A 14,457-nucleotide genomic window follows, 5' to 3' on the forward strand; every position below is an offset into this window, starting at 1 on the left:
TTGGGGTTTTGTTTTGCCCGCAGGAAAGTTCCTACGACATGCAGGTGCCCCTTCCGGCTGTCACAGCCTGCCGACAGTGCTAAGGTTCTGCCTTGGCTTTTGTACTTTTCCAAGGAAGCTTTTATGCCGGACGCCTCGTCCCTCAACGCTGCATTCATGGTGGTCCAGAGCAATAGCCTGGACGAACTGCGCAGCCTGGTGGTCAGCATTATGCGGCGCTATCCATTGGCGCCCTTGGAAAATGAAATCGCTCTGGTGCAGAGCAATGGTATAGCCCAATGGCTCAAGTTGGCATTGGCTGAGGATCCCCAGGACGATGATCTCGGTGGTTGCGGAATTGCTGCAGCCATCGATGTGCAATTACCCGGCAGCTTTATGTGGCAGCTCTACCGCATGGTCTTGGGCCGAGATGAAATCCCTGCCAAATCCCTGCTCGACAAGGCACCCTTGACCTGGCGATTGATGCGTCTATTACCCCAGTTGATCGACCGTCCGCATTTCGAGCCGCTCCAGCGCTTCCTCACCCACGACACCGACTTGCGCAAGCGCTATCAATTGTCTGAACGCCTGGCGGATCTTTTCGACCAATATCAGGTGTATCGCGCGGATTGGCTTGAAGACTGGGCGCAAGGTTTCCACCAATTACGTAATGTCAGGGGCGAAATCAAACCCCTGCCGCCGACCAGTTGCTGGCAGGCCGAACTATGGCGTGCGCTATTGCAGGATGTTGGCGAGCAAGGCATGGCCCAGAGTCGTGCGGGTGTTCACCAGCGATTTATAGAAAGAATAAACACCCTCGAAGTCGCCCCCGCAGGCCTGCCCTCGCGTGTGATCGTTTTTGGTATTTCTTCTCTGCCGGCTCAAGTGCTTGAGGCCCTGGCCGGACTCGCACGTTTCACTCAGGTTCTGCTTTGTGTACACAACCCCTGCCGACACCACTGGGCCGATATCGTCGCCGACAAAGATCTGCTCCGCCATCAGTACAAGCGTCAGAGCCGCAAGAACGGCATGCCGGTCGTACTCGATCCTGACACGTTGCACCAACACGCCCATCCGCTGCTCGCCGCGTGGGGCAAACAAGGTCGCGACTACATCAACCTGCTCGACAGCTACGATGATCCAAACAGTTATCGCGCGGCATTTCGTGACGGGCGCATCGACCTGTTCAGCGAAACGCAGCCGCAGAACCTGCTCAATCAGCTTCAGGACGACATCCTGGAGTTGCGACCACTTGATGAAACGCGTGAGCATTGGTCCCCTGTCGATCTGACGCAGGATGAGTCGATCCGCTTTCACATCGCCCACAGCGCGCAGCGTGAGGTCGAGATTCTTCACGATCAGTTGTTGGCCCGCTTCAGCGCCAATCCCGAACTGCGACCGCGCGACGTGATCGTAATGGTGCCGGACATCGACAGCTACGCCCCGCACATCCGCGCGGTGTTTGGCCAGCTCGAGCGACACGATCCGCGCTTCATCCCGTTCACCCTGGCCGATCAGGGGCAGCGCGGTCGCGATCCGTTGCTGATTGCCGTCGAGCACCTGCTCAAGCTGCCGGACAGTCGTTTTCCGGTCAGTGAAATCCTCGATTTGCTCGACGTTCCCGCATTGCGTGCTCGATTCGGTGTTGAGGAACGTGATTTGCCGACCCTGCATCGCTGGATTGAAGGCGCCGGCGTGCGCTGGGGCATGAATGCCGAGCAACGGGCGGGGCTGGGACTGCCGGATGAACTCGAACAAAACAGCTGGCATTTTGGCTTGCGCCGGATGCTGCTCGGTTACGCTGTCGGCAGCTCCAATGCCTGTGCGGGCATCGAGCCCTATGATGAAATCGGAGGGTTGGATGCTGCATTGATCGGGCCTTTGGTCGCGTTGCTCGATGCGCTGGAACTGGCGCATCAGGAGCTTACGCAACCGGCACAACCCAATGAGTGGGGCCTACGTCTCCAGGCGCTGATGCAATTGTTCTTCAAGGCCTGCAATGAACATGACGACTTCTTGCTGACCCAGTTGGAGGAGCTTCGCGAGACCTGGCTGGAAACCTGCGAATCGGTAGGCCTGACAGATGAACTGCCGCTGACAGTGGTACGTGAGGCCTGGCTTGCCGGTCTGGATCAGGGCCGCTTGTCCCAGCGTTTTCTCGCCGGTGCCGTGAATTTCTGCACCTTGATGCCGATGCGTGCAATTCCCTTCAAACTCGTCTGTTTGCTGGGAATGAATGATGGTGACTATCCACGCGCGCAGCCGCCCCTGGATTTCGATCTGATGGGCAGCGACTACCGTCCGGGAGATCGTTCTCGACGGGAGGACGACCGTTATTTATTGCTGGAAGCGTTGCTGTCTGCACGCAATCAGCTCTATATCAGTTGGGTCGGCCGCAGTATTCGCGACAACAGCGAGCGCCCGGCGTCGGTGCTGATCGGGCAACTGCGAGACCATCTCGCCGGTGGCTGGCGATTGGCCGACGAGAGCACGGATCTGCTGGACGCGTTAACCGAGGAGCACCCGTTGCAACCGTTCAGCGCGCGTTACTTCCATGAGGGCAATCCGCTATTCAGCTATGCCAGAGAATGGCAGGTCTTGCATCAACCCGCTCAGAGCCGAAAAGCGGAGCAGTTGCTCGATCCCTATGTCCAGGAAGAGCCTCTGACTCTGGTCCTGCTCCAGGACTTCCTGCGCAACCCGGTTCGCCACTTTTTCACCCAGCGACTCAAGGTGTATTTCGAGGCCGCTGAAGCACCACTGGCGGACGAGGAGCCTTTCGTACTCGATGCATTGCAGCGCTACACCCTCAGCGACAGCCTGCTCGACGCGGCACTCCGGCAACCGGACAATATCGATCAGGCGCTCGAGGCGCAGGCCCGCCGCCTGCAAAACAGTGGTCTGCTGCCCATGGCCGGTTTTGGTGAGTGCCTGCAGCGCGAATTGATCGAGCCGCTGCCGGATTTGCTTCAGCGCTTTCAGCAACTGCTTGCGTTGTGGCCAACACCGCTGAGCAGCGCGGTACCGATCAGTCTCCAATTGCAGGGACTGCGCCTTGAAGGTTGGCTCGCCAGCCTGCATCAGCGAGCCGATGGAGGACTGCTATCAGTCACGACCATTCCCAACAGCATCGGCTCGATCAAGAGTCGAAAATGGCACCGGTTGACCAAGCCGTGGGTCAATCACCTTGTCGCCTGTGCCAGTGGACTATCGATGAGCACTGCGTTGGTAGCCAGTGATGACACGCTGTTGCTCGAGCCCATGGAGCAGGATCGGGCGCTGCGTTTCCTCGGTGATCTGCTGCTCGCCTGGCAGGCTGGAATGCGTCAGCCGCTGCCGATCGCAGTAAAAACGGCATTTGCCTGGCTGTCCCAGTCCGATCCGCTCAAGGCCGAAGCCGCGGCCCGCAAAGCCTATGAAGGTGATGGCCAGACCAGCGAAGGCGAACGTCGTGAGAGCCCGGCGCTGTCCCGGCAATTCGTCGATTTTGATTCGCTACTCAGCGATGAGACATTTTCGGGTTGGTGCGACGCCTTGTATCGCCCTCTATACGAAGCGCCTTGGCGCTCACTCGCAAGCGAAGGGGGGCGCTCATGAGTTCGAAAACTCCGCTTGCACTGGCCTTCCCGCTACACGGCAGCCAATTGATCGAAGCCAGCGCCGGTACAGGCAAAACCTTCACCATTTCCGCCCTGTATCTGCGGCTGATCCTCGGCCATGGCGGAGAATTGAACGGCTTCGGTCGTGAGTTGTTGCCTCCGCAAATCCTCGTGGTGACCTTTACTGATGCGGCAACCAAGGAGCTTCGCGAGCGGATTCGTACACGACTGGCCGAGGCTGCCCGATTTTTCCGTGATGAGATACCGGCGCCTGATGCCCTGATTGCCGATCTGCGCGAGCAATATGCGCCGCAACAATGGTCCGGTTGCGCCAATCGGCTGGATATCGCCGCGCAATGGATGGACGAGGCTGCCGTTTCGACCATTCACAGTTGGTGTCAGCGCATGTTGCGTGAGCACGCCTTCGATAGCGGCAGCCTGTTTACCCAATCCCTCGAGACCGATCACAGCGATTTGCTCGGCGAGGTGCTGCGCGACTACTGGCGCCTGTTCTGCTATCCGATGCAGGGCGAGGTGCTCAATTGGGTGCGCAATAACTGGGGCGGACCCGCGGCGCTGCTGCCTCGAGTGCGTGGTCTGTTTGCCAGCGAGCGCGACGGCGACGAAGGCAAGCCCCCGGCAGAGCTGATCGACGAGTGCCTGCAGGAGCGCCGTGCGGCCTTGCTTGAGCTGAAAATGCCCTGGTGCCAATGGGCCGATGAGCTGCTCGTCATTTGTCATGAAGGCGTTGCGAACAAGGCCGTCGACGGTCGCAAGATGCAGGCCCGTTACTTTGAGCCCTGGTTTGAAAAGCTCAAGGTCTGGGCTGAAGACGAATCGCTGGAGCAACTGGACATCGGCACCGGCTTCACCCGGCTCACGCCCGACGGCATGGCGGAAGCCTGGAAAGGCCAGGCTCCGAGCCACCCGGGACTCGATGCAATGGCAGGGCTCAAGTCGAGTCTCGATGCATTGCCGACCCCTGATGCTGCAGTCCTGCAACACGCGGCCAAATGGGTAGGCGCGCGTTTTGAAGAAGAGAAACGTCGTCGCGCCGAGATGGGGTTCGATGACATGTTGCTGCGTCTTGACGCGGCACTGCAGTCCGATGGCGCGGAGCGGCTTGCCACGCTGATCCGCGAACAGTTCCCGGTCGCGCTGATCGACGAGTTCCAGGACACCGATCCGGTGCAGTACCGGATCTTCGAACGTATCTATCGCATCGAAGACAACAGCCCGGACACAGGTCTGTTTCTGATCGGCGATCCCAAACAGGCGATCTACGCATTCCGTGGCGCCGATATCTACACCTATCTGCGTGCACGTGAGGCTACCGCCGGCCGACTGCACACGCTGGGTACCAACTTCCGTTCCAGCCACGGCATGGTGAAAGCGGTCAATCATGTATTTGAACGCGCCGAGTCCCGAGACCTGGGGCGCGGCGCGTTTCTGTTTCGGCAGAAAACCGGTGAGAACCCGGTACCGTTTCAACCCGTCGAGTCTCAGGGCCGCAAAGAGTGGCTACAGATTGCCGGACAGGACGTTGCGGCGCTGAACGTCTGGCACCTGCCTACCGACCAGCCGCTGTCGGGTGCCGTCTATCGCCAGCAACTGGCGGCCGCCTGTGCCAGTCAAATCACCGCGTTGCTCAATGGCGGGCAAGCAGGCAACGCTGGATTTGTGCAAAGCGGCAAGGAATTCAGAGGCCTGCGTCCTTCGGACATTGCGATTCTGGTTCGCGATGGCAAGGAGGCGCAGGCCGTTCGTGGTGAACTGGCTTTGCGAGGCGTACGCAGCGTCTATCTTTCGGACAAAGACTCGGTTTTCGCTGCTCAGGAGGCCCATGACTTGCTGTCGTGGCTCAAGGCCTGTGCCGAACCGGACGTCGAGCGCTCGCTGAAAGCCGCGCTGGCCTGCATCACTCTCAACCTGCCACTGGTCGAGCTGGAGCGCCTGAACCAGGATGAATTGGTTTGGGAAAGCCGCGTCATGCAGTTCCGTGGTTATCGCGAACTGTGGCGCAAGCAAGGTGTGCTGCCGATGCTGCGCCGCCTGCTGCACGACTTCCAGTTGCCGCAGATCCTCATGGCACGCAGCGACGGCGAACGCGTGCTGACCAACCTGCTGCATTTGTCAGAGTTACTGCAACAGGCTGCTGCCGAACTCGATGGCGAACAGGCGCTGATCCGGCATCTGGCCGAACACCTGGCATTGTCCGGTCAGGCCGGTGAAGAACAGATTCTGCGTCTGGAAAGCGACGAGCAACTGGTCAAGGTCGTGACCATCCACAAGTCGAAAGGCCTTGAATATCCACTGGTGTTCCTGCCGTTCATCTGCTCGGCAAAACCGGTGGACGGCAGCCGCTTGCCGCTCAATTATCACGATGCTTCGGGCAAGGCGCAGGTGAGTCTGAAGCCGACTGCCGAATTGATTGCCTTGGCCGATGATGAGCGTCTCGCCGAAGACCTGCGACTGCTCTACGTGGCATTGACTCGCGCGCAGCATGCCTGCTGGCTGGGCGTGACCGATCTCAAACGCGGTAATAACAACAGTTCAGTGCTGCATCTTTCTGCGCTTGGATACTTGCTGGGTGGTGGCGAGATGCTGGGCGAGTCCACCGGATTGAATCGCTGGCTGCAGGACCTGCAACAGGATTGCCCGGCCATCGCCATCGCTGATATGCCTCACCCCACGGACGAGCATTATCAGCCACCGCGCAATGACGCGACGCTCAGCGCAACCCTGTTGCCCAAGCGCAAAGCCAGTGAAAACTGGTGGATTGCGTCCTACAGCGCGTTGCGCATCAGTGATGTATTGAGTGTCGGCAGTGATGAAGCGCCTGACAGTCCGCAAGCGCAAAAACTGTTTGATGACGAGCGTCTTGATCCTGAGGCACCGAGAGAAATCATTGCCGGTGGCGCCGATATCCATCGCTTCCCGCGCGGCCCCAATCCGGGAACATTCCTCCACGGTTTGCTGGAGTGGGCGGGCGATGAAGGTTTCGCCGTTCAGCGCGATGCGCTGGAGGACGCGATTGCCCGGCGCTGCAACTTGCGTGGCTGGAAAGGCTGGATCAGCACGTTGAGCGACTGGCTGGAGCATCTGCTGAAGACTCCTTTGCCGGCAGGTGCCGGCCGAACACCGGTGGTACTGGAGCAACTGACACAGTACCGGGTCGAAATGGAGTTCTGGTTTGCCAGCCATCAGGTCGACGTGCTCAAACTCGATGAGCTGGTGCGTCAGCACACCCATAATGGCGTGGCGCGGGTGGCCGCCGAGCCGGTGCAACTCAACGGGATGTTCAAGGGATTCATCGACCTGACCTTTGAACACGATGGCCGCTACTACGTGGCCGACTATAAATCCAACTGGTTGGGTGCTGACGACATGGCTTACACCGAGCAGGCCATGGAACGTTCGATTCTCGACAGCCGCTATGACCTGCAATACGTGCTGTACCTTTTGGCACTGCATCGCCAACTCAAGGCGCGGCTGCCTGATTACGATTACGACCGGCATGTGGGCGGCGCGCTGTACCTGTTCCTGCGCGGCACACGGTCGGACAGTCGCGGCGTGTATTTTGCCCGTCCGCCACGAGAACTCATCGAAAGCCTGGACCGCTTGTTCCAGGGCAAGCCTGCACCCAAAGCCGAGCCCGCATGGGAACAGGGAGTCCTGCTATGAACCGTACCTTCGCCGATCTGCTGCCGACACCGTTGGCCGACGACAGTCTGTCGACCTTGTCACCGCTGACCCGCGCCGATGACCTGCTGCTGTTGCTGACCCGCTGGGTCGAACGAGGCTGGCTGCGTTCACTGGACAAGGCGTTTGTCGCGTTCCTTCATGAGCTGTCGCCCGAGGCTGATTCGCTGGTGCTGCTCGCCGCCGCGTTGACCAGTCATCAGCTCGGTCACGGGCATGTTTGTCTGGATCTGTTCGAAACCCTCAAGGCGCCGGATTTCGCCTTGTCACTCCCTCCCGAAGGGGATGTGCAAGGAGGTGTTTTGCTGCTGCCGTCGCAATTGCTTGAAGCCCTCGACGGCGCTCATTGGTGCAAGGTGCTGGCGGGCAGTCCGCTGGTCGCGCTGGCGGCTGACACAAGTGCAGTGGCGCAGGAACGCCCTTTGGTGTTGTCCGGAAAGCGCCTGTATCTGCGCCGCTATTGGGCTTATGAACGACGGATCGACAGCGCATTGCGTTTGCGTCTGGCGCAGAACGAAGTGCCGCCGGCGGACTTGCCGCAGCGCTTGAACGAGCTGTTTGGGGCCAGAAAACCAGGTGCAGTGGTCGACTGGCAGAAACTTGCTTGCGCCCTTGCCACGCGCGGCGCATTCAGTATCGTCACCGGCGGCCCGGGCACCGGCAAGACCACCACGGTGGTGCGTCTGCTGGCGTTGCTCCAGGCGCCCGCCGTGGAGGCCGGGCAGCCGCTGCGGATTCGTCTGGCGGCCCCCACCGGCAAAGCCGCTGCGCGCTTGACCGAGTCCATCAGCCAGCAAGTGCAATCGCTGAAAGTCGCCGAAGCTGTGCGCGAGAAAATCCCCTGCGACGTGACCACCGTACACCGTCTGCTCGGCAGTCGGCCCGGTACCCGTCATTTCCGCCACCATGCTGGCAACCGCTTGCCGCTGGACGTGCTGGTGGTCGACGAAGCGTCGATGATCGACCTGGAAATGATGGCCAATCTGCTCGATGCCTTGCCGCCTCATGCACGTCTGGTGCTGCTCGGGGACAAGGACCAACTCGCCTCCGTGGAGGCCGGTGCGGTGCTCGGCGATCTGTGTCGCGATGCCGAGGCTGGCTGGTATAACCCGCAAACCCGACAGTGGCTGGAGTCTGTCAGCGGTGAATCGCTGCAGGACAGCGGTTTGCACGAAGACAACGACGGCTCGCATCCACTGGCCCAGCAACTGGTGATGTTGCGCCACTCCCGGCGATTCGGCGAGGGTAGCGGCATCGGGCAACTCGCGCGGCGGGTCAATCAACAGTTGCCTGAGGAGGCGCGGCAACTACTGAGCGCTGGTCATTACGCCGATGTGTTCTCGCTGCCGCTCAATGGCGAACACAACCACAAGTTCGAGCGTCTGGTGCTCGATGGCCATGGCGACGGGCCACAGGGCTATCGCCATTACCTGAGCGTGCTGCGAAATCAACGACCACCACAAGGTCGACCGCTGGAACACCCGGACTGGATTCAATGGGCGCGTGAAGTGCTGCAGGCATTCGATACGTTCCAGTTACTGTGTGCGGTGCGCAAAGGCCCATGGGGTGTAGAAGGCTTGAACCAGCGCATCACCGACGCCTTGCTCAAGGCACGGCTGATCGACAGTGATCAGCAATGGTACGAAGGCCGGCCGGTATTGATGACCCGCAACGACTATGGCCTGGGCCTGATGAACGGTGACATCGGCATTGCGCTCAAGCTGCCCGAACGTGAAGGCCCCGACGCGGGCAAACCGGTATTGCGCGTGGCGTTTCCGCGTAACGATGGCCAGGGCGGCGTGCGCTTCGTGCTGCCGAGTCGGCTCAACGACGTGGAAACGGTGTACGCCATGACGGTGCACAAATCCCAGGGCTCGGAGTTTGCGCACACTGCGCTGATCCTGCCGGATGCCCTGAATCCGGTGCTGACCAAAGAGTTGATCTACACCGGGATCACTCGTGCGAAAAACTGGTTCACCCTGATCGAACCTCGCGCAGGTGTGTTCGAGGAGGCCGTGCAGCGCAAGGTCAAGCGCCTCAGCGGGCTGATGCTGGAACTGGAGGAGGGTGGCGAGGCTCGGTGATGAAAGATCTGGCGATTGTCGGCGGTTACTGACCACCCGGTCAGAAGGCACTGTCTCGCTGGTGTTACTCCGCTGTGCTATCGTTGCGGCATCATTTCAGTACGATGCAAGAGAATCCCTGCATGAAGGTGGCAGTCTGGGCGACAGAGCGCGTGGTTCGCTGCAAGCACGCATTGCTTGTCGGTCTGCTCTGTTTGCTGGCGGGCGTTGCCATGGCGCAGCCACAAATTCCCGCGGGCATGGCCGAACAACGCGCTCAGTCAGTGACACAAGTCGTACTGGGCATCCTCAGCTACGCACGCTGGCCGGTTGAACCAGCGCAGTTGCGCCTATGTATCGTCGGCCCCACCGAGTACACCGACGATCTGGTCAAAGGCACCACACAAGCCACTGGTCGTCCAGTCACTGTGCGCCGACTGCTGGCCGACAATCCGGCCATCGTCAGTGAATGCGATGCGGTGTACATCGGCAAACTCACCGCAGATGAACGCAGTCGGCTGTTCACTTCATTGATCGGGCATCCGGTGCTGAGCATCAGCGAAGGTGGCGATCAGTGCACGGTCGGCAGCCTGTTCTGCCTGCGCGTCGGCGATGAGCAGGTGTCCTTCGAGGTCAATCTCGACTCCGTCGCCCGCAGCGGCGTACGCATCCACCCGAGCGTGCTGCAGTTGTCGCGCCGCAAACCGGCGGCGCCATGAAACTGTTCGGTTCCAGAACCCGTCCGACACTGGGCTCGGTCATCGGCCGTGGACATTTGATTGTCGCGCTGGTGGCCGTGACGATGGCCAGTGTGTCGCTGACCCTGCTGGGGGTTCTCGCGCTGCGGGTCTACGCCGATCACAACCTGCACCTGATTGCGCGCTCGATCAGCTACACCGTGGAAGCGGCGGTAGTGTTCAACGACAAGGCTGCCGCGACGGAAGCGCTGGCCTTGATCGCGTCCACCGAAGAGGTGGCGGACGCTCAGGTTTTCGATGCCCAGGGTACGTTGCTCGCGCGTTGGCAGCGTCCCGAAAACGGTCTGTTTTCCGAGCTGGAAATGCAGGCTGCCCGGACTATTCTGGAAAAGCCGATCAGCCTGCCGATCGTGCATCAGGATCGTGAGATCGGACGCATCCTGCTGGTCGGTCACGGCGGCAGCCTGATGCGCTTCTTGCTCAGCGGTCTGGCGGGGATCATTCTCTGCACCGCCATCAGTGCCTGGGTCGCGCTGTATCTGGCGCGCCGACAGCTGCGCAGCATTACCGGCCCACTTCGCAGCCTAGCGGCGGTGGCCCACGCTGCCCGCAGCGAGCGAGCACTGGATCGCCGGGTACCGCCGGCGCAGATCGCCGAGCTCGACAACCTCGGCAACGACTTCAATGCCCTGCTCGACGAACTCGAATCGTGGCAAACCCACCTGCAAAGCGAGAACGAAACCCTCGCCCATCAGGCCAGCCACGACAGCCTCACCGGCCTGCCGAACCGAGCGTTTTTCGAAGGCCGATTGATTCGCGCCTTGCGCAATGCCGGCAAGCTCAACGAGCGGGTGGCGGTGCTGTTTCTCGACAGTGACCGATTCAAAGGCATCAACGACAACTTTGGTCACGCCGCCGGCGATGCGGTACTGGTGGCGGTCGCCAATCGGATCCGCGCGCAACTGCGTGAAGAAGATCTGGTGGCGCGGCTGGGGGGCGATGAGTTTGCCGTACTGCTCGCGCCGCTGCACAAGATCGAGGACGCCGAGCGCATTGCCGACAAGATTCTCGCCAGCATGGACGTGTCCATCGCGCTGCCGGGCGATACCAGTGTGGTGACGTCGCTCAGTATCGGCATTGCCGTTTTCCCTGATCATGGTGTCACGCCAGGCGCCTTGCTCAATGCGGCCGACGCGGCGATGTATCAGGCCAAGCGCCTGTCGCGTGGCGCTCAATTCACTGCCGGGTCGGAGAGCCCGGTCGTCAATCTTCAAACCAGGAGCTGATTCCCGTGTTCACATTTCCCGCTCGACTGTTTTCCGCCTTGCTGATGATCGCCGTACTGGCGCTGACCGGGTGCCAGACCGCACCGCAGAAAGGCCTGACCCCGGCGCAGATCGCCGTCCTCAAACAACAAGGCTTCGAAGCGACCGACGAGGGCTGGGAGTTTGGCCTGTCAGGCAAAGTGCTGTTTGGCAGCGATATCGAAAGCCTGAACAACCAGAGCACCGAAATCGTCGAACGCATCGGCAAGGCACTGCTCGGCGTCGGTATCGAGCGGGTGCGGGTCGACGGTCATACCGACGCCTCGGGCAAAGAAACCTACAACCAGCAACTGTCGCTGCGTCGGGCCAAAAGTGTGGCCAAGGTGCTGACCACCGTCGGCATGAAGCAAGAGAACATCCAGTTGCGTGGACTGGGCAGCAGCGAGCCGGTGGCGTCCAATGACACTACCGCCGGACGCACCGAGAATCGCCGGGTGTCGATTGTGGTCAGCGCCGATTAATCGGCAAACCGCATCTCGCGGGTCTGCCCCATCAGCAGACCCTGATTGCGCTCGGTCACCTCGCGGATGTAATCCCACAACAGGGTGATCCGCTTCAATTTCCTCAGATCCTCCCGGCAGTACATCCAGAATTGCCGGGTGATGTCGATTTCCTCGGGCAGCACCGGCAGCAGGCGCGGGTCCTGGGCCGCGAGGAAGCACGGCAGAATCGCCAGTGAACGCCCTTGCTGCGCCGCGACAAACTGCGCGATCACGCTGGTGCTGCGCAGGTTTGCGCTGGCGCCGGGCAGCACGTTCGCCAGGTACAGCAGCTCCGAGCTGAACGCCAGGTCATCCACGTAACTGATGAATTGATGCTTGCCCAGATCGGCCGGGCGGCGGATCGGTGGGTGCTGGTCGAGGTAGTCCTGGGTTGCGTACAGCTGCAAGCGGTAGTCGCAGAGTTTGCAGCACACGTACGGGCCGTGCTCCGGGCGCTCCAGGGCAATGACGATATCGGCTTCGCGTTTGGACAGACTGATGAAGTGCGGCAGCGGCAGGATATCCACCGAGATCGCCGGGTAGGCGTCGACGAAGTGGCTCAGCTGCGGGGTGATGAAAAAGCTGCCGAAACCTTCGGTGCAGCCCATGCGTACATGCCCGGAAAGCGCTACACCAGAGCCCGAAACCTGCTCGCAAGCCATGTGCAATGTGCTTTCAATCGACTCGGCATACCCCAGCAGACGCTGGCCTTCGGTGGTCAGCACGAAACCGCTGGTACGCGATTTTTCGAACAGCAATGTGCCCAACGCCGCTTCCAGCGAACTGATGCGCCGCGACACGGTGGTGTAGTCCACCGCCAGACGTTTGGCCGCGGTGCTGGCCTTGCGGGTGCGGGCGACTTCGAGGAAAAACTTCAGGTCGTCCCAGTTCAGCGACCCCAGGGAGGTGATGTTTTTTTGCATGATGGACGGGCTTATATGTGCGTTCTTATTAGAAGTTTGCACATCTATACTCCAAAAACAGTCCGACAACCAATTCGTGACACACGCCTCATCTCAAGGCGAACCCCTTCGCCTTGGCTCCTACGATAAAAACAAGTTTCGGAGACCAGCATGAACGCATCGCTTACGCCCAACGAAACCACGGTCCAGAAGGTCAAGCTGCTGATCGACGGCGAGTGGGTCGAATCGCAGACCACCGAGTGGCACGACATCGTCAACCCGGCGACTCAGCAAGTGCTGGCCAAGGTCCCGTTCGCCACCGCCGCTGAAGTCGATGCCGCCATCAGTGCCGCACACCGCGCGTTCCAGACCTGGAAGCTGACCCCGATCGGCGCGCGCATGCGCATCATGCTCAAGCTGCAGGCGCTGATCCGTGAGCACTCCAAACGCATCGCCGTGGTGCTGAGCGCCGAGCAGGGCAAGACCATTGCCGACGCCGAGGGCGACATTTTCCGCGGCCTGGAAGTGGTCGAACACGCCTGTTCCATCGGCACCCTGCAGATGGGCGAGTTCGCCGAAAACGTGGCGGGTGGCGTCGACACCTACACCCTGCGCCAGCCGATCGGCGTGTGCGCCGGCATCACCCCGTTCAACTTTCCGGCAATGATTCCGCTGTGGATGTTCCCGATGGCCATTGCCTGCGGCAATACTTTCGTGCTCAAACCGTCGGAACAGGATCCGCTGTCGACCATGCTGCTGGTGGAACTGGCGATTGAGGCGGGCATTCCGGCCGGTGTACTCAACGTGGTTCATGGCGGTAAAGACGTCGTCGATGGCCTGTGCACTCACAAGGACATCAAAGCGGTGTCGTTCGTCGGTTCGACTGCGGTCGGTACTCACGTCTACGACCTGGCCGGCAAGCATGGCAAACGCGTGCAATCGATGATGGGCGCGAAGAACCATGCCGTGGTGCTGCCGGACGCCAATCGCGAGCAAGCGCTGAATGCGCTGGTCGGCGCCGGCTTCGGTGCAGCCGGTCAGCGTTGCATGGCTACTTCGGTGGTGGTGCTGGTTGGTGCGGCGAAACAGTGGCTGCCGGACCTGAAAGCGCTGGCGCAGAAACTCAAGGTCAACGCCGGTAGCGAGGCGGGTACTGATGTGGGTCCGGTGATCTCGAGGAAAGCCAAGGCGCGGATTCTCGATCTGATCGAAAGCGGCATCAAGGAAGGCGCCAAACTGGAACTCGATGGTCGCGACATCCAGGTGCCGGGCTACGAGCAAGGCAACTTCGTCGGCCCGACCCTGTTCTCGGGCGTGACCACCGATATGCAGATCTACACCCAGGAAATCTTCGGCCCGGTGCTGGTGGTGCTGGAAGTCGACACTCTCGATCAGGCCATTGCGCTGGTCAACGCCAACCCGTTCGGTAACGGCACGGGCCTGTTCACCCAGAGCGGTGCAGCGGCGCGCAAATTCCAGAGTGAAATCGACGTCGGCCAAGTCGGTATCAACATCCCGATTCCAGTGCCGGTGCCGTTCTTCAGCTTCACCGGGTCGCGCGGTTCGAAACTCGGCGACCTCGGCCCGTACGGCAAGCAAGTGGTGCAGTTCTACACCCAGACCAAAACGGTCACGGCGCGCTGGTTCGATGACGACAGCGTCAATGACGGCGTGAACACCACCATCAACCTGCGCTGAGGACTGGCC

General features: G+C 60.7%; 8 protein-coding genes. 7 read left to right on the forward strand and 1 reads right to left on the reverse strand.

Features of this window, described 5'->3' with window-relative positions:
* Positions 1-123: 123 nt before the first annotated feature.
* From recC to LOY52_RS03530, 6 genes are all read left to right on the forward strand, one after another.
* A complete protein-coding gene (gene recC / locus LOY52_RS03505) occupies positions 124-3,576 on the forward strand; it encodes an exodeoxyribonuclease V subunit gamma (RefSeq protein ID WP_258679823.1) in 3,453 nt (1,150 codons plus the stop codon).
* A complete protein-coding gene (gene recB, locus LOY52_RS03510; RefSeq protein ID WP_258678198.1) occupies positions 3,573-7,262 on the forward strand; it encodes an exodeoxyribonuclease V subunit beta in 3,690 nt (1,229 codons plus the stop codon). Before recC ends, recB begins: the two co-directional genes overlap by 4 nt.
* Entirely contained in the window at positions 7,259-9,364 is a 2,106-nt protein-coding gene (recD, locus tag LOY52_RS03515) for an exodeoxyribonuclease V subunit alpha (RefSeq protein ID WP_258678199.1), read from the forward strand. Before recB ends, recD begins: the two co-directional genes overlap by 4 nt.
* Positions 9,365-9,486: 122 nt before the next feature.
* On the forward strand, positions 9,487-10,062 hold the full coding sequence (locus LOY52_RS03520) for a YfiR family protein (protein WP_258678200.1): 576 nt from the start codon (positions 9,487-9,489) through the stop codon (positions 10,060-10,062).
* Positions 10,059-11,327 (forward strand): diguanylate cyclase domain-containing protein, encoded by a 1,269-nt coding sequence (locus LOY52_RS03525; RefSeq protein WP_258678201.1) that lies wholly within the window; start codon positions 10,059-10,061, stop codon positions 11,325-11,327. Before LOY52_RS03520 ends, LOY52_RS03525 begins: the two co-directional genes overlap by 4 nt.
* 44 nt (positions 11,328-11,371) lie before the next feature.
* The gene (locus LOY52_RS03530; RefSeq protein ID WP_177416206.1) at positions 11,372-11,827 is read left to right on the forward strand and encodes an OmpA family protein; all 456 of its coding nucleotides are present in this window, start codon (positions 11,372-11,374) and stop codon (positions 11,825-11,827) included.
* On the opposite strand, the gene LOY52_RS03535 is transcribed toward LOY52_RS03530, so the two are convergent.
* On the reverse strand, positions 11,824-12,771 hold the full coding sequence (locus LOY52_RS03535; protein WP_007962101.1) for a LysR family transcriptional regulator: 948 nt from the start codon (positions 12,769-12,771) through the stop codon (positions 11,824-11,826). The genes LOY52_RS03530 and LOY52_RS03535 overlap by 4 nt on opposite strands.
* A 150-nt stretch (positions 12,772-12,921) precedes the next feature.
* Here LOY52_RS03535 and LOY52_RS03540 point away from each other — a divergent pair, with 150 nt between their 5' ends.
* Positions 12,922-14,448, forward strand: a complete 1,527-nt coding sequence (locus tag LOY52_RS03540; protein ID WP_258678202.1) for a CoA-acylating methylmalonate-semialdehyde dehydrogenase — start codon at positions 12,922-12,924, stop codon at positions 14,446-14,448.
* The last annotated feature ends 9 nt before the right edge of the window (positions 14,449-14,457 follow it).

This window comes from Pseudomonas sp. B21-051 (genome assembly GCF_024748795.1).
Lineage (GTDB): Bacteria > Pseudomonadota > Gammaproteobacteria > Pseudomonadales > Pseudomonadaceae > Aquipseudomonas > Aquipseudomonas putida_A.

What these genes read in the sequence shown, in the direction of transcription:
- LOY52_RS03540 (WP_258678202.1), top strand. Translation starts at nt 12,922, where the DNA reads ATGAACGCATCGCTTACGCCCAACGAAACCACGGTCCAGAAGGTCAAG.
- recD (WP_258678199.1), top strand. Translation starts at nt 7,259, where the DNA reads ATGAACCGTACCTTCGCCGATCTGCTGCCGACACCGTTGGCCGACGAC.
- recC (WP_258679823.1), top strand. Translation starts at nt 124, where the DNA reads ATGCCGGACGCCTCGTCCCTCAACGCTGCATTCATGGTGGTCCAGAGC.
- LOY52_RS03525 (WP_258678201.1), top strand. Translation starts at nt 10,059, where the DNA reads ATGAAACTGTTCGGTTCCAGAACCCGTCCGACACTGGGCTCGGTCATC.
- LOY52_RS03520 (WP_258678200.1), top strand. Translation starts at nt 9,487, where the DNA reads ATGAAGGTGGCAGTCTGGGCGACAGAGCGCGTGGTTCGCTGCAAGCAC.
- recB (WP_258678198.1), top strand. Translation starts at nt 3,573, where the DNA reads ATGAGTTCGAAAACTCCGCTTGCACTGGCCTTCCCGCTACACGGCAGC.
- LOY52_RS03530 (WP_177416206.1), top strand. Translation starts at nt 11,372, where the DNA reads ATGATCGCCGTACTGGCGCTGACCGGGTGCCAGACCGCACCGCAGAAA.
- LOY52_RS03535 (WP_007962101.1), bottom strand. Translation starts at nt 12,771, where the DNA reads ATGCAAAAAAACATCACCTCCCTGGGGTCGCTGAACTGGGACGACCTG.